At 71.9% G+C, this 17,227-nt stretch carries 24 protein-coding genes; 11 read left to right on the plus strand and 13 right to left on the minus strand.

What is annotated here, in order from left to right:
• Positions 1-22: 22 nt before the first annotated feature.
• Positions 23-1,078: a GNAT family N-acetyltransferase gene (locus ACFPCY_RS17875; protein WP_378256524.1), complete on the minus strand. Its 1,056-nt coding sequence runs from the start codon at positions 1,076-1,078 to the stop codon at positions 23-25.
• Positions 1,079-1,279: 201 nt separating this feature from the next.
• Between ACFPCY_RS17875 and ACFPCY_RS17880 the strand changes: the two genes are divergently transcribed.
• Genes ACFPCY_RS17880 through ACFPCY_RS17890 form a run of 3 tightly spaced genes read left to right on the plus strand, consistent with a single transcriptional unit; the run spans position 1,280 to position 3,969 of the window.
• The gene (locus ACFPCY_RS17880; RefSeq protein WP_378256526.1) at positions 1,280-1,867 is read left to right on the plus strand and encodes a GNAT family N-acetyltransferase; all 588 of its coding nucleotides are present in this window, start codon (positions 1,280-1,282) and stop codon (positions 1,865-1,867) included.
• Positions 1,868-1,893: 26 nt separating this feature from the next.
• Positions 1,894-3,357, plus strand: a complete 1,464-nt coding sequence (locus ACFPCY_RS17885; protein ID WP_378256527.1) for an NAD(P)/FAD-dependent oxidoreductase — start codon at positions 1,894-1,896, stop codon at positions 3,355-3,357.
• 21 nt (positions 3,358-3,378) lie between these two features.
• Positions 3,379-3,969: a class I SAM-dependent methyltransferase gene (locus tag ACFPCY_RS17890; RefSeq protein ID WP_378256529.1), complete on the plus strand. Its 591-nt coding sequence runs from the start codon at positions 3,379-3,381 to the stop codon at positions 3,967-3,969.
• Between the two features lies 1 nt (position 3,970).
• On the opposite strand, the gene ACFPCY_RS17895 is transcribed toward ACFPCY_RS17890, so the two are convergent.
• Complete coding sequence (locus ACFPCY_RS17895; RefSeq protein WP_378256531.1) at positions 3,971-4,288, minus strand: hypothetical protein; 318 nt, start codon at positions 4,286-4,288, stop codon at positions 3,971-3,973.
• A gap of 60 nt (positions 4,289-4,348) precedes the next feature.
• Complete coding sequence (locus ACFPCY_RS17900; protein ID WP_378256533.1) at positions 4,349-4,909, minus strand: dihydrofolate reductase family protein; 561 nt, start codon at positions 4,907-4,909, stop codon at positions 4,349-4,351.
• A gap of 92 nt (positions 4,910-5,001) precedes the next feature.
• Between ACFPCY_RS17900 and ACFPCY_RS17905 the strand changes: the two genes are divergently transcribed.
• The gene (locus tag ACFPCY_RS17905) at positions 5,002-5,454 is read left to right on the plus strand and encodes a hypothetical protein (RefSeq protein WP_378256535.1); all 453 of its coding nucleotides are present in this window, start codon (positions 5,002-5,004) and stop codon (positions 5,452-5,454) included.
• Positions 5,455-5,513: 59 nt separating this feature from the next.
• Here the strand turns inward: ACFPCY_RS17905 and ACFPCY_RS17910 are convergent, their stop codons facing one another.
• A complete protein-coding gene (locus ACFPCY_RS17910) occupies positions 5,514-5,933 on the minus strand; it encodes an ATP-binding protein (protein WP_378256537.1) in 420 nt (139 codons plus the stop codon).
• Entirely contained in the window at positions 5,930-6,379 is a 450-nt protein-coding gene (locus ACFPCY_RS17915) for a hypothetical protein (RefSeq protein WP_378256538.1), read from the minus strand. The genes ACFPCY_RS17910 and ACFPCY_RS17915 overlap by 4 nt, the downstream gene beginning before the upstream one ends.
• Between ACFPCY_RS17915 and ACFPCY_RS17920 the strand changes: the two genes are divergently transcribed.
• The 3 genes from ACFPCY_RS17920 (at position 6,373) to ACFPCY_RS17930 (ending at position 7,753) form a co-directional block, all read left to right on the plus strand.
• Entirely contained in the window at positions 6,373-7,236 is an 864-nt protein-coding gene (locus tag ACFPCY_RS17920; RefSeq protein WP_378256540.1) for a helix-turn-helix domain-containing protein, read from the plus strand. The genes ACFPCY_RS17915 and ACFPCY_RS17920 overlap by 7 nt on opposite strands.
• Complete coding sequence (locus tag ACFPCY_RS17925) at positions 7,233-7,445, plus strand: DUF397 domain-containing protein (protein ID WP_378256542.1); 213 nt, start codon at positions 7,233-7,235, stop codon at positions 7,443-7,445. Before ACFPCY_RS17920 ends, ACFPCY_RS17925 begins: the two co-directional genes overlap by 4 nt.
• A gap of 95 nt (positions 7,446-7,540) precedes the next feature.
• Positions 7,541-7,753: a DUF397 domain-containing protein gene (locus tag ACFPCY_RS17930; protein ID WP_378256543.1), complete on the plus strand. Its 213-nt coding sequence runs from the start codon at positions 7,541-7,543 to the stop codon at positions 7,751-7,753.
• Positions 7,754-7,776: 23 nt separating this feature from the next.
• On the opposite strand, the gene ACFPCY_RS17935 is transcribed toward ACFPCY_RS17930, so the two are convergent.
• Positions 7,777-8,313: a dihydrofolate reductase family protein gene (locus ACFPCY_RS17935; protein WP_378256545.1), complete on the minus strand. Its 537-nt coding sequence runs from the start codon at positions 8,311-8,313 to the stop codon at positions 7,777-7,779.
• A 415-nt stretch (positions 8,314-8,728) separates the two neighbouring features.
• A complete protein-coding gene (locus ACFPCY_RS17940; RefSeq protein ID WP_378256546.1) occupies positions 8,729-10,501 on the minus strand; it encodes a hypothetical protein in 1,773 nt (590 codons plus the stop codon).
• A 111-nt stretch (positions 10,502-10,612) separates the two neighbouring features.
• On the opposite strand from ACFPCY_RS17940, the gene ACFPCY_RS17945 reads away from it, so the two are divergent.
• Both ACFPCY_RS17945 and ACFPCY_RS17950 read left to right on the plus strand, forming a co-directional pair.
• Positions 10,613-11,242, plus strand: a complete 630-nt coding sequence (locus tag ACFPCY_RS17945; protein WP_378256547.1) for an RNA polymerase sigma factor — start codon at positions 10,613-10,615, stop codon at positions 11,240-11,242.
• Positions 11,239-11,952 carry a hypothetical protein gene (locus tag ACFPCY_RS17950; RefSeq protein ID WP_378256549.1) on the plus strand — a complete coding sequence of 238 codons (714 nt, stop codon included), beginning with the start codon at positions 11,239-11,241 and terminating at the stop codon, positions 11,950-11,952. The genes ACFPCY_RS17945 and ACFPCY_RS17950 overlap by 4 nt, the downstream gene beginning before the upstream one ends.
• A gap of 78 nt (positions 11,953-12,030) precedes the next feature.
• Here the strand turns inward: ACFPCY_RS17950 and ACFPCY_RS17955 are convergent, their stop codons facing one another.
• The 6 genes from ACFPCY_RS17955 to ACFPCY_RS17980 form a co-directional block, all read right to left on the minus strand.
• Entirely contained in the window at positions 12,031-12,294 is a 264-nt protein-coding gene (locus tag ACFPCY_RS17955; protein WP_378256551.1) for a hypothetical protein, read from the minus strand.
• Positions 12,295-12,456: 162 nt separating this feature from the next.
• Entirely contained in the window at positions 12,457-13,494 is a 1,038-nt protein-coding gene (locus ACFPCY_RS17960; protein WP_378256553.1) for a hypothetical protein, read from the minus strand.
• A 167-nt stretch (positions 13,495-13,661) separates the two neighbouring features.
• Positions 13,662-14,060, minus strand: a complete 399-nt coding sequence (locus tag ACFPCY_RS17965) for a tautomerase family protein (RefSeq protein ID WP_378256555.1) — start codon at positions 14,058-14,060, stop codon at positions 13,662-13,664.
• Positions 14,061-14,131: 71 nt separating this feature from the next.
• Positions 14,132-14,695 (minus strand): TetR/AcrR family transcriptional regulator, encoded by a 564-nt coding sequence (locus ACFPCY_RS17970; protein WP_378256557.1) that lies wholly within the window; start codon positions 14,693-14,695, stop codon positions 14,132-14,134.
• A 99-nt stretch (positions 14,696-14,794) separates the two neighbouring features.
• Complete coding sequence (locus ACFPCY_RS17975; protein ID WP_378256558.1) at positions 14,795-15,346, minus strand: hypothetical protein; 552 nt, start codon at positions 15,344-15,346, stop codon at positions 14,795-14,797.
• Between the two features lie 50 nt (positions 15,347-15,396).
• Entirely contained in the window at positions 15,397-16,143 is a 747-nt protein-coding gene (locus ACFPCY_RS17980; RefSeq protein WP_378256560.1) for an NADPH-dependent F420 reductase, read from the minus strand.
• A gap of 88 nt (positions 16,144-16,231) precedes the next feature.
• Between ACFPCY_RS17980 and ACFPCY_RS17985 the strand changes: the two genes are divergently transcribed.
• Both ACFPCY_RS17985 and ACFPCY_RS17990 read left to right on the plus strand, forming a co-directional pair.
• Entirely contained in the window at positions 16,232-16,585 is a 354-nt protein-coding gene (locus tag ACFPCY_RS17985) for a winged helix-turn-helix transcriptional regulator (protein ID WP_378256561.1), read from the plus strand.
• A gap of 82 nt (positions 16,586-16,667) precedes the next feature.
• Positions 16,668-17,186, plus strand: coding sequence for a pyridoxamine 5'-phosphate oxidase family protein (locus ACFPCY_RS17990; RefSeq protein WP_378256563.1), 519 nt, complete (start codon positions 16,668-16,670; stop codon positions 17,184-17,186).
• Positions 17,187-17,227 lie beyond the last annotated feature (41 nt).

The raw sequence follows: 17,227 nt of genomic DNA on the forward strand, positions 1-17,227 counted from the left end.
GCCAGCCGCCCCTCCCTCGCCCTCACGCCAGCCCCGCGCGGAGCGGTTCGGGGCGCGCGGGACGGCCGTCCAGCCGGAGGCGGACCTCCACGATGCCGGGTTCCTCGGTGCGGCGCGTCCGGCCGCCCAGTCCGGCCAGCAGGCGGCGCATGCGGGCGTTCTCGCTGAGCGCGGTGGCGCGCAGCTCGACCAGGCCGCGCTCGCGGCCGAGGACGATGAGCAGCCCGGCGAGCGCGCGGCCGAGGCCCCGGCCCTGCCAGGCGTCCTCGACGAGGAACGCCATCTCCGCGACGCCCGGGTCGAGCACGTGGATCAGGTGGGCGAGCGCCAGCACCGAGCCGTCCGGGCCCTCGGCGACCAGCGTCACGCCGTGCCACGGCTCGCAGAACCGCTCGACGGCCGCGCGCGGCGGGAACGGCTTGGGGCTGAAGTACCGCATCCGCCTGCTGTCGAGGGAGCAGCGCTCGTGCATCGCGCGGACGGCGCCGGCGTCGTCCCGCTCGATCGGCCGGACGGTCACCCGCGTCCCGTCGGCCAGCGTCACGCGCTGCGACGCGGCGGACGGCGGTTCGGCCGGCAGTGCCGCGCGGACGAGCGCGTCGGCGCGGGCGGCCTCGGTCGCGGTGAAGGGCAGGTCCGGACGGCTCAACCGCACCGACCGCCGTCCCGCTCGGACGGTCAGCACGTCGTCTTCGTCGTCGTAGACCGCCGTGCCGGACGTCCAGGCGGCCTCGTGCGCGCGCAACAGCTCGGCCAGGATTTCGGGCAGCGCGTGCGGTTCGACGCGCGCGCGTGCGGCGAGGGCCAGCGCGCGGGTCGGTTCGTCGACCAGCTCGCGCGGGCGCGCGGGGACGACGGCCGTGCGCACGCCTCCCGCCGAGGCGGCGGCGCGGGCCAGTTCGTCCGGGCCCGCCCCGCCGGACGGCACGTCCACGACGAACTCGTCCACCACGCCCTCGGTCCCGACCTGGACGGTCAGCCCGAGGATGTTCGCGCCGCGCGCGGCGAGCGCCGCGGTCAGGACGGCGAGGCGGCCGGGGCGGTCCTCGATCTCGGTGCGGATGCGCAGCAGCGGCATGACCTGTGGTCCCTTCCGATGGGCCCTGCGGTGTTCGACCCGGTCACTGTCGCCGCGCGGTGTTACGGAAGCGCTACACCGGCGTGAGGTGAGAGTTTCACCTTCGCCGCCGCTCTTGAGCGGTCCGGTGCGAGCGCCTACCGTTCCGTGAGTGATCTGCGTCCTGTCCGTCCCGGGCGGCGGTTTCCGCCGTCGCGGACGGTGAGCGAGGAGGTGCGCACCGGGCGGCTGGCGCTCCGCCCGGTGAGCATGAGCGACCACGCGGCGCTGCTGGCGCACTGGACGGGCCCGCTCGTCCGCCGGCACCTGTTCGACGACCGGCGGGTCTCGGCCGAGCAGGTCACCGAGATCATCGCGGCCAGCCAGCGGGACTTCGCCACCCGGGGCTACGGCCTGTGGGCGCTGCGCCCGACCTTCCGGCGGCTGGGGGAGGCCGTGGTGACGGGCGGCTCGCTGCTCGGGGTGGCCGGGCTGTCCGGCCCGGACGCGGGCGGCGACGTCGAGATGGTCTACAGCCTGGAGCCGGACCGCTGGGGCCAGGGCCTCGCGGCCGAGGCGGGGCAGGCGGTGCTCGGCCACGCGTTCACGATCGCCGGGCTGCGCCGCGTCACCGCCGAGATCGACATGGCGAACGCGTCATCGCTGGCGGTCGCGCAGCAGCTCGGGATGCGGCACCGGGGGATGGGCCCGGGCGGCACCGCGATCTTCGCGATCGACCGCGTCCAGTGGCTCGGAACGCGTCGCGGTATCGTGCGCAGGCAACAGAATCCGTCGCCAGAGATGCTTTAGGCTGGCGAATACAGCAGTATTGGGCCATGAGCCCCGCAGCCGTTTCTGGTTCTCCCGCCGTCCCTGCGTCTTCCGCTCCGCGGTCCGAGGCGTTCGGCAACGGCTCGGTGTCGCACTGGTTCCGCGAGATCGGCCTGCCGTCGCCGGGCGAGCCGCTGCCCGGCCCGCGCACCGCCGACGTCTGCCTGGTCGGCGCGGGCTACACCGGCCTCTGGACGGCCTACTACCTCAAGCGCGCCCGACCTGACCTGCGGATCGTCGTGCTGGAGAAGGAGTTCGCCGGGTTCGGGGCGTCCGGGCGCAATGGCGGCTGGGTCGTGGGGGAGATCGCCGGATCGCGCGAGCGGTACGCGCGCCGCCACGGCCGCCAGGCCGCCGTCGATCTCCAGCGGGCGATGTTCGCGACCGTGGACGAGATCCTGCGCGTGGCGAAGGACGAGGGCATCGACGCCGACCTGGTCAAGGGCGGCGTCCTCACCACCGCGCGGAACGCGGCGCAGGCGGCCCGCGTGCGCGCGACGGTCGAGGAGAACCGCGCATGGGGCTGGGGACGGGACGACATCGTCCTGCTGACCGGGCGCGAGGCGGACCGGCGCATCGGCATCGAAGGCCAGCGCGCCGCGTCGTTCTCCCCGCACTGCGCGCGCGTGCAACCCGCCAAGCTCGTCCGCGGGCTCGCCGCGACCGTCCGCGCGCTCGGCGTGGAGATCTACGAGGGCACGCCGGTGCTGCGCGTCGTCCCGCGCCGGGACGGCCGTCCGGCCGCCGCCGTCACCCCGTCCGGGACGGTCACGGCCGAGTACGTCGTCCGCGCGACCGAGGGCTTCACCGCGCGGCTGGCCGGGCACCGCCGCGACTGGCTGCCGATGAACAGCTCGATGATCGTCACCACCCCGCTGCCGGAGGCGGTCTGGGAGCGGATCGGCTGGCGGCACGGCGAGGCGCTCGGCGACATGGCGCACTACTACATGTACGCGCAGCGCACGGCGGACGGCCGCATCGCGTTCGGCGGGCGCGGCCGGCCCTACCGCTACGGCTCCGGCGTGGACGACGCGGGCGTCACCCGCGCCGGGACCGTCGACCAGCTCTGGCGGATGCTCGCCGGGATGTTCCCGGCGGTCGCCGGGGAGGCGAGCGTGGACCACGCGTGGTCGGGCGTGCTCGGCGTCCCGCGCGACTGGTGCGCCACGGCCGTCCTCGACCACCGCACCGGGCTCGGCCACGCGGGCGGCTACACCGGGCACGGCGTCGCGACCACCAACCTCGCCGGACGCACCCTCCGCGACCTGCTGCTCCGCCGCGACACCGAGCTGACCGCGCTGCCGTGGGTGAACTGGCGGGTGCGGCGCTGGGAGCCCGAACCGCTGCGCTGGCTCGGCGTCCAGTCGATGTACGCGCTCTACCAGGTCGCGGACGCCCGGGAGGCGGCCACGGACGCGTCGCGGACGTCGGCGATCGCGCGCGTGGCGGACGCCATCACCGGCCACTGAACCGGTGGTAGGTTCGCCGGGATGACGTATCGGGGCACGCGCGGCTACGCCGCCGAGGCCGACGCGCTCGCGCGGCAGTACGAGTCGCTGAGCAGCGACCAGGTCCTCGGCGACGTGCTGCCGCTGCTCCCGGAGAAGCCCGGCCGCGTCCTGGACGTCGGCGCGGGCACGGGCCGGGACGCCGCCGCGCTCGCGCTGCGCGGGCACGCGGTGACGGCCGTCGAGCCGACCGCCGAACTGCGCGCGCACGGCCGCCGCCTGCACTCGCACGCCGGGATCGAGTGGCTCGACGACACGCTTCCCGACCTGACCGCCGTGCGCGGGACGTACGACGCCGTCCTGCTCGTCGCGGTCTGGATGCACCTCGACCCGGACGAGCGCCCGCGCGCCATGCGCCGCCTCGCCGATCTCCTGGCGTCCCGGGGAGTCGTGCTGCTCACGCTGCGGCACGGCCCGACGCCGCCCGGACGGCACATGTTCGACGTCCCGGCGGACGAGACCGTCGCGCACGCCGCCGAAGCGGGCCTGCGGACCGTCCACCGCAGCGCCTGGGACGACCTGCTCGGCCGTCCCGACGTGCACTGGACGACCCTGGCGTTCGCCCGCTCCTGAGTCACGCCCTGCCGACGGCCTGATCCGGCAGTCTCCGCAGGAGCTCCTCAAGCAGTTCGCGGCGGCGGCAGGTCGCTCCCCAGAAGAAGCAGGCGAGCCCCGCGAAGAACGCCGCCCCCGCCAGAACCGCCGCGGTCACCCCTGCGAGGAACCGTCCCAGGTGGATGACCTGCGGCGTGGACCGCTGCGGGAGGAGCGGCTGGACGACCAGGGCGTCGTCCGTGATGGACGCGAACACCATCGCCGCCGCGATCACCGCCAGCAGACCCGTCACCGCCATGAAACCCCAGCCGACCCTGATCCACGCGCTCACCGTCATGCCGCGATCATGAACGCCGCGGATCACGGACGGGTCTTCCCGTCCGCATCCGGCCGCCGTTCACCGGCGGCGATACCGCAAGAGGACGACCCCGTTCCGGAACGGCTTCGTCTCCGCCAGTGCCAGCCGCGGGACGCCCTCGGCGTCCTCGAACAGCCGCGCTCCCCGCCCGACCACGACGGGATAGACGAACAGCCGGAACTCGTCCACCAGATCCAGCGCGATCAGCGAGTGGACGAGCCGGACGCTGCCCGTCGCCACGATGTCGCCTCCCGGCCGCTCCTTCAGGCTCCGGATCTCGTCCTCCAGAGGGCCGGACAGGACGAACGAGTTGTCCCATCCCGGCTCGTCCAGCGTGCTCGACACGACGTACTTCGCCACGTCCCGCAGATGCTTCCCGACCCCGGACGGGTCGTCCTCGTGCTCCGGCCAGTACCCGCGCATCTCCTCGAACGTGACCCGCCCGAAGAGCGTCGCGTCGGACGCCGCCGACTGCGCGCGCAGCTCGTCCAGCATGTCCGAGTCGTCCACCCCGGACTCGGACGCGACCGCGAACCACCCTCCGGCCGCGTCGACGACCCCGTCCAGCGTGATGTTCTCCGTGACCACCAGATCTCTCATAACCGGTTCCGACCTCCGAGCCGTCCGGAAGTCATCGCGGCCACCTCCGGCCGCCGCCCGAACCGAACCCGCGCTTCGGCCGTGCGCTGCACATGAGAGGACGCCTAGGCACAGCCGCCGCCCTCGCCCTGGCGGCAACCGCGCTCACCGCCCCGGCCGCGCACGCGACCACCGGCACCCGCAGCTTCAGCTGCACCCAGACCAGCGTCACCAGGCCCGCCTACAAACGCGCGGCCTCCGGCACGATCGACGGAACCGACGATCTGCTGTCCGCCACCGTCACCCACGTCGCGACGGGCAAGGTCGACATCACCACGAACACCCCCGTTCTGGACAACGCGTTCCTGGACGGGTGGTACCTCCAGCACAACAACTGGAACACCTGGCGGCTCGGCATCGTCGGCACCGGCCAGTACCCGGTCTACTACCTGATGATCCCGGCGTCCCCGATCGCGTCGGGGACCCCCTTCAACGGCCTCGTCTACATCGACTTCGGCCCGCAGGGCGGCGCGAACGACTTCCAGATGTCCTGCACCGCAAGCTGATCCCGTGCGCCTCCTGCCCGCAGACTCCGGGCAGGAGGCGCCGGAGCTTCTTCCGGCCGTCACCGTGCAGGCGTGAGCCGGACATCGGCCCACACGGTCGTCCGATGCCCGTCCGCGCGGTGGCCCCACGCCGCCGCAAGGGCCTGGACGATGTGGAGGCCGCGCCCGGACTCGTCCTCCGGCGCGTCCCGCACCTCCGGCCGCCGGCCGTCCGCGCCGTCGTCGGTCACCTCGACGCGCACGGCACCGGACCCGAGCAGCAGCGCGATCGTGACCTGCCCGCCCCTACCGGACGCGGTATGCCGGATGGCGTTGCCCGCGAACTCGTCCACGACGAGGGTGAGGTCGTCCAGGACTTCCCCGCCGTCGGTCGCATGGGCCGGGACGAGGGTGTCCCGCAGGAAGCGGCGCGCGTGCCGGACGGAGCGCGGATGCCCGGGCAGCGTCAGCGACGCGAGGACGGTCATCTGCGTGTTCACGCCGCCGCCTCCGCCGCGATGAGCCGAGCGACCCGGTGAAGTGTCGCGCCCTCCAGCGCCCGCCCGCGCCAGACGAGCCCCCAGCACCCGTCGCGGACGACGGCGAGAACGGGCTCGCTGTGCCCGTCCCGGCAAGGAACAAAAAGCACGGGCTCCGCGTAATAGGGAAAAACGAGCACAGTGGACGCGGGCACCGCCCGCATTTCCCACACCAGCCGCGTCAACAGCCGAAACCGATCCTCACTCGGCAACGTCATCGACACCCTCCGTTCCATGTCATGGCAAGGTTCGTCGCCGAGCGTGATCACTTCAACGCATTGGGAACCATCGCGTTCTTCCTGTTCGCGGCTCGGCCCGGATGCTGAAATTTCAGAAGCGGATATTACAGAGTTCTTACGTAGGGGTTCGAGGTCGGTACTCTGCGTGACAAGCTCGGTGCATGGCATATGAGCAGCGCAAGGCGTACCGCCGCCGGAAGATCGGCGACGCGCTACGCCAGTTCCGTGAAGAACGCGGTCTGACGCAGGGAGAGGCGGCCTTGCTCGTCGATCGTTCGGCTTCGTCGCTGAGCGCGTTCGAGAACGGATACCAGTCCATTCGCCCGCGCGACCTGCTGTACATCCTGGACGAATACGGCGTCACCGACGCGGCCGAGCGCGCCCGCCTGCTCTCCCTGGCCCGCCAGGGACGCCAGTACGGCTGGTGGCACACGTTCGAGCAACGACTGGAGCCCGGCGTCCTGGACTTCGCCTCGCTGGAGTCCGACGCCCTCCGCATCCGGATCTTCGCCCCGAGTTGGGTGCACGGCCTCTTCCAGAGCGAGGACTACGCCCGGCAGATCATCACCCACTCGGGCGTCGCGCTGCGCAGCACGCGCGATGTGGAGACCGAAATCGAGTTTCGGCTCGGACGCCAACGCGACCTGCTGCGTCCGGGCCGGTCCGTACGGGTGGAGGCGATCATCGGCGAGACGGCGCTCCGGCAGATGTCGGGCGCCCCGCAGCTGAAACGCGCGCAGCTGGAACGGCTGCTCGCGGACGGCGGGCTCCCCGGTTTCGGCCTGCGCGTCCTGCCGTTCTCGGCCGGCTTCCACCCCGGCGTGGAGGGCCCGTTCACCATTCTCGACGTCGGTCCGGAACCCATGTTCCAGGTCGTCACCGTACACAGCCTCACGCGCAGCTGGTACATCGACGATGAGCCGGAACTCAATCACTACGGCGAGGTCTTCGACCGGATACGGGAGGTGGCCCTGTCCGAAAGCGATTCCCGAGCAATGATCGAACAGATACGCTCTGAGACATGAGCGAGCAGCAATTTTCCGGTTTCCGCTGGCGGACCAGCAGCTACTCGACAGGCCAGGGAACGGAGTGCGTGCAGGTGGGCTCCCGCCCCGGCGCGAACCTCGTAGCCGCACGCGACTCGAAGGACCCGTCCGGCCCCGTCCTCTCCCTGAACGCGGGGGAGTGGGCCGACCTCGTCCGGTCCGTGAAAAACGGCGCGCTCGATCGTTGATCGCCTGTACCGGCGCTGAGAAGCTCAGTTTTGAACGGCTCCAGAGGCTCGCTCTGGCAAACCGGACACCCGTCGGACGCGCTAGCGTCAGGTGCATGAGCGACGACTCGATCTGCGGGCTCAGGTGGCGGAAGAGCAGCCATAGCGGAGTGGATCAGACCGACTGCATTGAGATCGCTGCCTCACCACGTGCGAGCGGCGTATTCGTACGCGACTCGAAGGACCCCGCCGCTCCCATGCTCACCCTGGGCGCGGGGGAGTGGGCTGGCCTCATCCAATGGGTGAAGGGCGGCGCGCTCGATCTCTGACCGCTCGCCGGTGGGCGGAGGGCTTACTTTCGGACGCGGAAGCGGAGCATTGTGACGGCGCCCGACTGGACGTTGACGACGGGCTCCAGGTCGATTCTGCCCAGGCCCGGCGGCGAGAAGCGGACGCCGTCGCCGAGAAGCACGGGCACGACGTACACCAGGATCTCGTCGACGAGGCCGCGCTTCAGGCACTGGGCGGCCACGTCGGCGCCGAGGATCTCCAGGTTCTTGCCGCCCGCCGCCCTGCGCGCCGTCGCGACCGCTTCCTCAAGCTCGCACGTGAGGAACGTGACGGACGGGTCCGGCTCGTCGGGAGGCTCATGGGTGAGGACGAACTGTGCGCCCCCGTCGTAGGCGGTGTCCTGCTCGGACATCCGCTTGGCGACCTCGTAGGTGCCCCGGCCGACGAGCATGGCGCCCGTGGCTGCCATGACCTCCGGAAACGTGTCCGGGGTCAGGTACTCGGCGAACCAGTCCATCGCGTGCCCGGGCCCGGCGATGAAGCCGTCCAGCGACATCACCCGGTTCACGACGACCTTGCCGGTGCCCATATCACTCACGCGTCTTCTCCACGGGGCTCGGGAGCACGGAGCCGAATCATAAGTCGCCGCCGAAGTCGGCGGCCCACTCCATGGCCGCGAGAAGAGCCTTCTAGTGCTCGACGTCGGGCCGGGTCACGCTTGCCAACGTGCTGTCAGCAGGCGTTGCGCGGGAAGGGGTCCGGGCAGGTCGGCGCGCGGCGTCTCGGCGAGGCCGCCGAGGGCGATCGCGACCAGGCGGCCCGGACGGCCCGTGCTTCGGCGGTGGGCGCCGCATCGTCCAGGGCTTGGATCTGCTCGACCAAGGGAGCAGGACGGCGGCGCCTGGCTGCTGCACGCCTGCCCGAACGCGCCGGTCCGAGCCGCTTGAGCGGCTGCGGCCGGGACCTGCGGCGCGGCGCTCGACGCCGACATGAGGTGCCCGGCCCGACGCTGCTCAGCGGCGCAGGGCGTAGGCGCGGATGGTGGTCTGCGTGACCGTGTTCCCCCGCGTGTCGGCGGCGATCGCGCGGAGTGAGACGTACTCGGCGTGTGCCGGGTGGTGGAGGTCGATGGTCCAGCCGTCGTCACCTGCCTGGACGCTGGTGTCGTGCCAGGTCTTGCCGTCGTCGTACGAGACGCGGACGCGGAGTTGTTCCACCTCGGCCGCCTCGACGCCGGGCGGGGTCTGGATCCGGGCTTCGATGCGGTGCGCACTGCCCGCGGGGGCACGGCTGTGGTCGTCGAGTCCCGCGTCGTAGCGGACGGTCATGAGCGCCGGAACGGCGGTCCCGTCGGTGTGCGCGGAGGTGAACGTCCAAACGGCGTCGGTGCGGGTGCTCAGCGGTGACCAGGGCACCTTTCGCTCGGCATGGGTCTCCAGCCGGTAGTGGCTGCTTTCCCTGGGAAGGGTGAAGCTGCCGTAACCGGCGTACGGGCTGGTGCCGAGTTGCCGTCCGTCCTGCATGAGGGTCGTGCGGCCGGTGATGTGACCGTCCTCCCAGGGGGCGCTCCGCGGCCCGACGTGGCCGGGGACGCCGTCGGAGAACAGGGACATGTTGACGTCCAGTAGGTCCTGGTGGCGTACGACGGCGGGGGAGAGGTCACGGGCGTTCCAGAAGGACGGCCCCGGGGTGAGCGGGGCGGTGAGCCATCGCCGCGTGTAGTCGCGAGCGCTCGGGAAGCGTTCCGCGCCCTCCGTGACCTCCGTGACCTCCGGCCGGCCGGACGCGCAGTCGGCGCCGCCGATGCGGTGGGAGCTGCGCCACAGGACGCCCGGAGTGGCGTGAACGGTCTGCGCCACCGGTGTCGCGCCGGCCGTGACGTCGTGCGAGACGACGAACGACAGGTCCGGCAGGTCGGGCCCGTCGCTGATCACGAGGCAGGAGGTGTCGCCGGGTGCGGGGTAGCCGGTGCGCACGTCGGCCAGGTCGGCGGTGCGGACCCGGAACGTCGGGTTGTCGGGAATCCGGCCCTTTGAGGTGGTGAGCACGGAGTAGCGGTATGGGCCGCGGCCCGCGCCGTCGCGCGTCCAGGTGGTGAAGACGTGGAGGGACACACCGGCGGCCGGGGAGACGAAGAGCCCGTCCTCCAGCGGCAGGTCGTAGGAGTGCCGCTGTCCCTCCGTCGTCATCGGGACGACCGCATCGCCCAGGAACAGCTTCGGGTCCGCGATGTCCAGGCTCACCTCGACCCTCCTGGTGGTGCGGGCGTCCAGCACGAGCTCGGTGTCCCCGGTGATGCGCACGGACGGCCGAATCATCAGGGCCTTGGCGTTCGGGTGGCCGGGTTCCGGCGTGCGAATCCAGGCGCCCACCCGGTAGGTGCCCGCCGGCACCTCGATCTGCCCCGATCCGCCGGTGAACACGCCGTCCAGCTCCTCGCCGGTCGCCAGGTCGAAGACCTCGAAGCTCTGCGCATCGGCGTCCCCCGGCGCCCGGCCGGCACGATCGAGGACCGAGACCGCGAGCCGGTGGGACGGACCGACCGCACGGCGCCGCGGGGAGGCGCTGGACGGCGTCGCGGCTTTCCGTTCGATCACCCGCCGTCCGTTGCGTGGCGCCATCTTCTTCACGGTGCCTCCGGTGACCTGGCGTGGCGTGGGGCTCGCGGCGAGCGTGCTCCGCGTCGTGCCGTCCGGTGCAAGGGCACCGACGCCGAACGCGAGCGCTGCCCCGCACGCGACGGCACTCCCGAACAGGATCGGTCGTCTGCGTATCGTCTGGTTCATCCGGGCTCCTGTGGTCGTGGATCACTTTCACCGGGTCTGTGTCCGCAACCACCGGCCGGGTTCCCCGGGGGACGTACGGAACTTTTCCTCTGCCGACGGACACAGAAGGGCATGAGATACGTGCCAACCGGCCCGGAGCCGACCGACGCCGAGCTGTGGCGGCAGGCGGTCGAGGGCGACGCGGAGGGATTCGGTGTGCTGTTCGACCGGCATTCGCGCGCCGTCTACAACCACTGCTTCCGCCGCATCGGCGACTGGTCGGTCGCCGACGACCTGACGTCGGTCGTGTTCCTGGAGGCGTGGCGCCGCCGTGCCGAAATACGGCTCGACGGCGACTCGGCCCTGCCCTGGCTGCTCGGCGTGGCCGCCAACGTCGCCCGCAACCGCAACCGCGCGATGCGCCGGCACCGTGAGGCACTGGCCCGGATCCCCGCTCGTCCGGACGCCCCCGACCACGCCGACGACGTGGCGGAACGGCTCGACGCGGAACAAGCGATGGCACGGCTCCTGCGCCTGGTGAAGAAGCTCTCCCGCGACGACCAGGACGTCCTCGCCCTGTGCGCGGGGGACGGACTCAGCTACGCCCAAGCGGCCGTCGCCCTGGGCGTACCGGTGGGAACCGTCCGCTCCCGCCTGTCCAGAGCGAAGTCGCGGCTGCGGGAACTCCTCGCGAACGAGTACCCCGCGCGCCCGAGCGGTGAACGCCTTCCGACGCTGAATCCGACGCAGGAGGAACTGTGAACGAGTACTCGCCGCCGCGCGAACGCGACCTCGCCCCCGCGACGCGCGCCCTGCGAAGGCGGCACCTCGTCGCCGAGATATCGCGGCCGGCCGGGCGTCGCGGCGTCGCCCGGCGCGGACGCTGGATCGCGGGCATCACCGCGTCCCTCGTCCTGGCCGGAGGCGGAGCCGCCGTCGCCGGCGGCCTGCTGAACGAGCGGGTGGAACAGTCCCTGACCACCGGCTGCTACGCGCACGCCGACCGCAAGGCCGACACCACCGCCATCGGGTCCGGGACCGCCGATCCGGTCGCCGAGTGCGCCCGGCTGTGGCAGGAGGGCAAGGTGGAGAACGGCAGGCGCACGGCGCCGCCCCTCGTGGCCTGCGCCCTGGACAAGGCGGTCGGCGTCTTCCCCGGCGACGCGGGCACGTGCCGGAGACTGGGACTCCGTCCGTGGCGTCCGCTCACGGGTGCCGAGAAGGCTCAGGCGCTCGCGCTCGGTCGGCTCCGGGAGGAACTCGTGACCCGGTTCACCGCCCGCTGCGTCACCGAGCAGACGTCGATCAAGGTCACCGGAGAGCGCCTCACCGCCAACGGGCTGGCGGGATGGCGCGTGGTGACGCAGGGATTCGGCCACGTGTACGGCCGGGACGGACGCTGCGCCTCGCTCGGCGGCATCGACCCGCGAAGCCGGACCATCACCCTCACGGGAATGCCGGTCAACCCATGAGGAGGGATGCCGGCCCACCCGCGAGAACGCGCCCTGGCGGACCGGAGCCGGTGGGCGGGGTTCGTCTGCGGCTGGGCCTCAGTGTCGGACGATCGGGGCTTGGCGGTCGATCTCGCGGCCGAGGGTCATCACCATGTCGTCGAACGCGACCGCTCCGTGCTTGCCCTTCAGCGCGGGGAAGAGGTTCTTGCGGGCGGCCAGGCGAAGCATCTCGCTCAGGGCCGGGTACGGCACCGGACGGCCCGACTCCAGTTCGTCGTGAACCCGGCGCGAGAGGCGCATCAGCTCGGGGTGGTCGGCGGACTCGCTGAGGATCATGCGCGTGGCGTCCTTGAGGAGCATGCCGGGAGTCTACGAGGACGCGGCACGTTCGAACGGTGCGTTCGTTGAGAAGCCGGGCCTTTCCGGCGCGGCGCGGCGACGGGAGGTGCGGCGACGGGAGGTGCGGCGAGGTGAGGTGCGGAACACGGTCGGCGGGGATCGCCGACCGTGTTCCGCGCGGGGTTACTCCTCGACCGTGGCGGTGGTCGTCACCGTGCCCGCAGTGGACAGGACCCACTTGGCCGTGAGCTTGACCTCGGTGCCGACCGGGACCGAGTCGTCCACCTTGATGGAGAAGTTGGCGCCCGCCTGGTCGGACGGGATCTCGACCTTCGCCGGCACCGTCACGCCCGGCGTCTGGCTGGTGAGCTCGATGACGGCTCCGAACGGGTGCCAGCGGTCGCCCAGCCCGATGGACCCGATGTTGTTCGGCGCGCCGTGCCGCAGCGTGCGGGTGACGCCGACCGTGAAGTTCTTCGGCACGAACAGGGGTGCGCGTCCCTGCGCCGGGTGCCCGAGGTCGGCGTCGATGTCGGTGAGGCCGATCGGCCAGATCGGGATGCTCGGGTAGTCCACGGTGAAGTTGCCCTGCGTGCTGCCGGCGGGGACGACCACGTACGGCGGGATCTTCGGCTCCGGGCTGTTCGGAAGGCCGGAGTGGTGGGCGAGACGCAGGTCCACCGCGGTTCCGCCGGGCTTGGCGGGGGCCGCCAGCGTCACCGTGCCGGTCGCCTTCGTCCCCGCGACGATCGCCTTGGCGTCGCCCGGGACGTTCAGGTCGAGCCGCTCCACCGTCTGCTCGCGCCAGTCCGGCGGGACGACCGTGACGCTGGTGGTCGCGCTCGAACCGCTTCCCGACGCGACCAGCGGGACGGTCGTCCGCTCCGAGTACGCCTCCAGCCGGATCGGGAAGCTGACGCTCGTGGCCCCGGCCGGGACGCGGACGACGTCCCCGGTCGAGTAGGCGTAGTTCTGGTCTGACCGTCCGACGCTGAGCACCTCGACGGGCAGCCCGCCGGCGGGCGCGGGAGCGGTCAGCCGGACGGTCTGGACGGCCTCGTCGCCACCGGTGATCGTGGACGGCGAGACGGTCGTCGAGGCGACCTGCGGAGTGGTGTCGGCGTGGACGGGAAGGGCGGAGACGACACCCGCGGGAAGGGCGAGCGCGATCGCCGCGGCGGCCAGGCCGGGCCGCCGGACGCGGTGCGTGATGTGAGGCATGCCGCGAACCTAATGATCACTCGGCGGCCCTGGACACCCCGTCGGCCTGCACGTTCGATGTCCGTAAGGTTTGCTGACGCACCGGAATTCCATGATCGCTTTCCGCCGCGCGCGCCCGGTGGTCAGCTCCGAGGGCGCGGTCGCATTTCGCTGCGCGCGCCCGGCGGTCAGGTCCGGGAGGTCGTTTCGACGTACTGGGCGACGCCTTCGCCGAACGACCAGTCGACGAACTCGTTCTCGGTGATGCTCACGAACACGTTGCGCGGTTCCGTGCCGGTGTACTCGTGCGCCAGTTCGGCGATGCGCCGGTAGAGGTTCCGTTTCTGCTCGGACGTGCGTCCGGAGCGCATCGTGATGCCGATGACCACGAAGCCGTCGTCCCGCCTCACGCCGAGATAGCCGTCGTCGTACCGGATCACGCTCTGCTGGCCGCCGCCGTTGAGCACCTGGAACAAGTCGTCGTCCGGGATGCCGATGGCCTGGACGAGGGCGTCGTGGACGGCCCGGCCGAGGCCCTCGAGCCGCTCCTGGTCGGCCCGGACCGCGTCGATGCGTACGAGGGGCATTGCCGTCTCCCTTTCGGGTTCGTTTCAGCGGGCGGGTTCGGAGATGCGCGGGGATGCCGTGGCGGCGTCCTTCAGCGGACGTGGCCGGAGAGCAGGCCGAGCACACCGTCGACGGCCTGCGTGTACGCGCCCGCGTCACCGGCGGCGCGGGCCAGGACGTAGCCGCCCTGGAGCACCGCGACGAAGGCGGCGGCGGTGTCGGCCAGGTCGAGTTCGCCGTCGAGTTCGCCCTGCCGCTGCGCCTCGGCGAGGACGTCGGTGAGCCTCTTCCGCAGCCAGGCGAAGGTCTCCTCGATCGGCGCGCGGAGCGTGGGATCGGCCATGACGTCCGGGTCCTGGGTCAGGCGTCCGACCGGGCACCCGCGCAGGGCTTCGCGCTCGCGCCGCAGGTAGGTGGTGATGCGCTGGATCGGGCTGCCGGGCGCGGAGAGTTCGGCCTCCGCCCGGCCGCGCAGGTCGTCGGCGGTACGGGTGATCGCGGCCAGCGCCAGGTCCGGCTTGCCGCGGAAGTGGTGGTACATGCTGCCCTGGCCCGCGCCGGACCGCTGCTGGACGGCCTTGGGCGAGGTGCCCACGTAACCGCGCTCCCACAGCAGCTCCCGAGCGCTCTCGATCAACCGCTCCCTGGTGTCCATGAGCGCAATGTACATACTAGTAGGTACAGAAGCAACGTACTGGTAGGTACAGGGAGGGGCGGGGAAGTGTTCGCGAAGGGCCGGTGCGGTCCCCTCGTCCTACAGGTCGATGTCCTGGGAGAAGGTCTTCTTGATCCAGCGATCGACGGCGTCCCGATCGGTGTGGGGCGGCGGGGCCTCCGCCGGGTCGGGCTCGGCGCGGCGTCGCGCGGCGTCCTCCGAGCGGTCGTACGCCGCGGTCAGGTGGCCGTTCTCGAAGATCAGTTCCTGCACGTCCTCGTACTTCCACGCGCTCTGGAAACCCATGTGGACGTACAGGCCGTCGATGAACTCGCGGCCGAGCAGCAGCCGTCCGGTGAAGCGCACCGGTTCGCGCAGGTCGTTGTAGACGTTGTCGCGGAACTCGTGTCGCACGGGGGTGACGCCGAACAGCGCCGGCGGCTCGCCGTCCACGGACAGGTCCAGTCCGGTGAGGACGAGCCCGCCGTCCACCACCGCGTACCTGCACACGAAGCCGCGCCAGCACGCCGACGACATCGGTGTCGGCGTCACCCCGAGGTCGACGGGATCGAACAGGCCCTCGCCCTCCTGGCCGGTCAGCGAGTAGCTGAGGTCCCGATAAAGCACGACATCAGGAATTTGTCCCGTCATGCGTCACACCGTAGACGTCCCGGCTCCCCGCCGATCAGGTTTTCCCGGCGTCAGACCGCCGGAACCGCCGGAACCGCCGGGACCGCCGGGACCGCCGGAACCGCCGGAACCGCCGGAACCGCCGCCGAGGGATCACGGCCGGCGAAGGCCAGGCTGATCACGAACGCCGCGACCTCCTCCAACTGCCGCGCCCGCTCCATCCGGCCCAGGACGACCGGCTCCCCGCCCAGATCGCGCGCCAGCTCACCCACGACCTCGAGGGCCTCCGGCTCGTCCCCGCACATGGCGACGAGAGGCACCCCCTCGGTTTTCTCCGCCCCCGCCCCGGGCTCTGCCTTCGCGTTCGGCGCCGAAGCTCCGGACACGGCCAAGGGCGCGTCGGGCACCGGCTGGAGCCATTGGGTGAAGGGGAAAGTGTGGAACGCCTTCACGACGCGCGCGCCGGGCGCGGCCTGCGAGAGGCGTCCGGCCATGGACTCCCCGGGGCCGACGAGCAGCGTGCCGCCGCCGTGCGGAACGGCGTTGGTCGCGTCGATGAGCACCGTCCCGACGGGCACGCGGGCCCGCGCGACCATGTGCTCCGCCGCGTCCCACGGCACCGCCACCAGCACGGCGTCCCGCCCGACACCGACCTCGTCAACCCCCACGGCGACCGCCGCCGCCGCGCCGATGGTGGTCGCTAGGGTGCGGGCCTTGGCGGGGGAGCGGCCTGTGATCGCGATGTCGTGTCCGGCGCGCGCCCACGCGGTGCCCAGCGTCCTGGCCATGTGGCCCGTCCCGATGATCCCGATGCGCATTGTCAGCCTTCCTTCGCTGGTCGGACGGCCAAGTTAGGCGTTCCGAAACGCACCGTTCGGTACGTGTCGGATGCGGGACGATGGACGGGTGACCGATGAGCTGATCGTCGACTGCCAGCTGCGCGCCGGCCTGGAGCTTCTCGCCCACACCTGGGACCCGCTCGTCATCGTGGCGCTGCGCGACGAGCCGCTGCGGCGCCGTGCCGTCAAGGACGCGCTCGGCGGCGTCAGCGACAAGGTGCTGACCGAGGCTCTGCACCGGCTGCTCGCGAACGGCCTGATCACCCGCCGCTCCTTCGCCGAGGCCCCGCCGCGCGTCGAGTACGCGCTCACTCCGCTCGGCCGGACGCTCCTGGACGGCCCGCTGAAGGCCATGGGCCGCTGGCTCAACCAGCACGCCGACGAGCTCCTCACGGCTCAGGAGGCGGCCCAGGCCGGATGACCTGCGGAACCGGGACGCGACGGAGCGATGAGTTCCCGTTTGCCCGGCGGTCAGTCTCGGTATCAGGTCCAAGGAGGAAAAGATGCTGGCTGAGCCTGTCGAGGCGACCGACCTCAACATCTACGGGGACGGGAAGCTGTCCTGGAGTCTGGTGGCCGAGGCGCTCGCCGCCGGGCTTCCGCTGTCCGAGACGCCCGTCTTCCTCGGGACGGTGGGACCGGACGGGCGTCCGCATTCGGCGGGTATCGGAGCCGTCGAGTCGGAGGGGCGCATGTACTTCACCAGCGGCCCGGGGACGCGCAAGTCGCAGCGGCTGGAGGCCAATCCGGCCTGCACGCTCTCGGCGCGGCTGCCGGGGGTCGATCTCGTCCTCGAAGGGGACGCGGCGCGGACGACCGATCACGCGGAGATCGCCAGAGTGGCCGCGCTCTACGCGGCGGGCGGCTGGCCCGCCGAGGCGGACGGCGACGCGATCACCGCGCCTTACAGCGCGCAGAGCGCCGGGCCGGGCCCCTGGCACCTGTATCGCTTCACCGTCCGCGCGGCCGTCGGCGTCGCGCTCGCCGAGCCGTTCGGCGCGACCCGCTGGCGTTTCGCCTGACCGTTCCGCGCGCTACGAGCGCTGAACGGAAAGGCGCCCCT

Origin of the sequence: Actinomadura gamaensis (assembly GCF_042652125.1) — a bacterium.
GTDB lineage: Bacteria > Actinomycetota > Actinomycetes > Streptosporangiales > Streptosporangiaceae > Spirillospora > Spirillospora gamaensis.

What these genes read in the sequence shown, in the direction of transcription:
- ACFPCY_RS17955 (WP_378256551.1), bottom strand. Translation starts at nt 12,294, where the DNA reads ATGCTCCTCAAGGACGCCACGCGCATGATCCTCAGCGAGTCCGCCGAC.
- ACFPCY_RS17895 (WP_378256531.1), bottom strand. Translation starts at nt 4,288, where the DNA reads ATGACGGTGAGCGCGTGGATCAGGGTCGGCTGGGGTTTCATGGCGGTG.
- ACFPCY_RS17960 (WP_378256553.1), bottom strand. Translation starts at nt 13,494, where the DNA reads ATGCCTCACATCACGCACCGCGTCCGGCGGCCCGGCCTGGCCGCCGCG.
- ACFPCY_RS17875 (WP_378256524.1), bottom strand. Translation starts at nt 1,078, where the DNA reads ATGCCGCTGCTGCGCATCCGCACCGAGATCGAGGACCGCCCCGGCCGC.
- ACFPCY_RS17970 (WP_378256557.1), bottom strand. Translation starts at nt 14,695, where the DNA reads ATGGACACCAGGGAGCGGTTGATCGAGAGCGCTCGGGAGCTGCTGTGG.
- ACFPCY_RS17905 (WP_378256535.1), top strand. Translation starts at nt 5,002, where the DNA reads ATGAGAGGACGCCTAGGCACAGCCGCCGCCCTCGCCCTGGCGGCAACC.
- ACFPCY_RS17945 (WP_378256547.1), top strand. Translation starts at nt 10,613, where the DNA reads ATGAGATACGTGCCAACCGGCCCGGAGCCGACCGACGCCGAGCTGTGG.
- ACFPCY_RS17965 (WP_378256555.1), bottom strand. Translation starts at nt 14,060, where the DNA reads ATGCCCCTCGTACGCATCGACGCGGTCCGGGCCGACCAGGAGCGGCTC.
- ACFPCY_RS17890 (WP_378256529.1), top strand. Translation starts at nt 3,379, where the DNA reads ATGACGTATCGGGGCACGCGCGGCTACGCCGCCGAGGCCGACGCGCTC.
- ACFPCY_RS17900 (WP_378256533.1), bottom strand. Translation starts at nt 4,909, where the DNA reads ATGAGAGATCTGGTGGTCACGGAGAACATCACGCTGGACGGGGTCGTC.
- ACFPCY_RS17930 (WP_378256543.1), top strand. Translation starts at nt 7,541, where the DNA reads ATGAGCGACGACTCGATCTGCGGGCTCAGGTGGCGGAAGAGCAGCCAT.
- ACFPCY_RS17975 (WP_378256558.1), bottom strand. Translation starts at nt 15,346, where the DNA reads ATGACGGGACAAATTCCTGATGTCGTGCTTTATCGGGACCTCAGCTAC.
- ACFPCY_RS17980 (WP_378256560.1), bottom strand. Translation starts at nt 16,143, where the DNA reads ATGCGCATCGGGATCATCGGGACGGGCCACATGGCCAGGACGCTGGGC.
- ACFPCY_RS17925 (WP_378256542.1), top strand. Translation starts at nt 7,233, where the DNA reads ATGAGCGAGCAGCAATTTTCCGGTTTCCGCTGGCGGACCAGCAGCTAC.
- ACFPCY_RS17885 (WP_378256527.1), top strand. Translation starts at nt 1,894, where the DNA reads ATGAGCCCCGCAGCCGTTTCTGGTTCTCCCGCCGTCCCTGCGTCTTCC.
- ACFPCY_RS17920 (WP_378256540.1), top strand. Translation starts at nt 6,373, where the DNA reads ATGGCATATGAGCAGCGCAAGGCGTACCGCCGCCGGAAGATCGGCGAC.
- ACFPCY_RS17915 (WP_378256538.1), bottom strand. Translation starts at nt 6,379, where the DNA reads ATGCCATGCACCGAGCTTGTCACGCAGAGTACCGACCTCGAACCCCTA.
- ACFPCY_RS17940 (WP_378256546.1), bottom strand. Translation starts at nt 10,501, where the DNA reads ATGAACCAGACGATACGCAGACGACCGATCCTGTTCGGGAGTGCCGTC.
- ACFPCY_RS17990 (WP_378256563.1), top strand. Translation starts at nt 16,668, where the DNA reads ATGCTGGCTGAGCCTGTCGAGGCGACCGACCTCAACATCTACGGGGAC.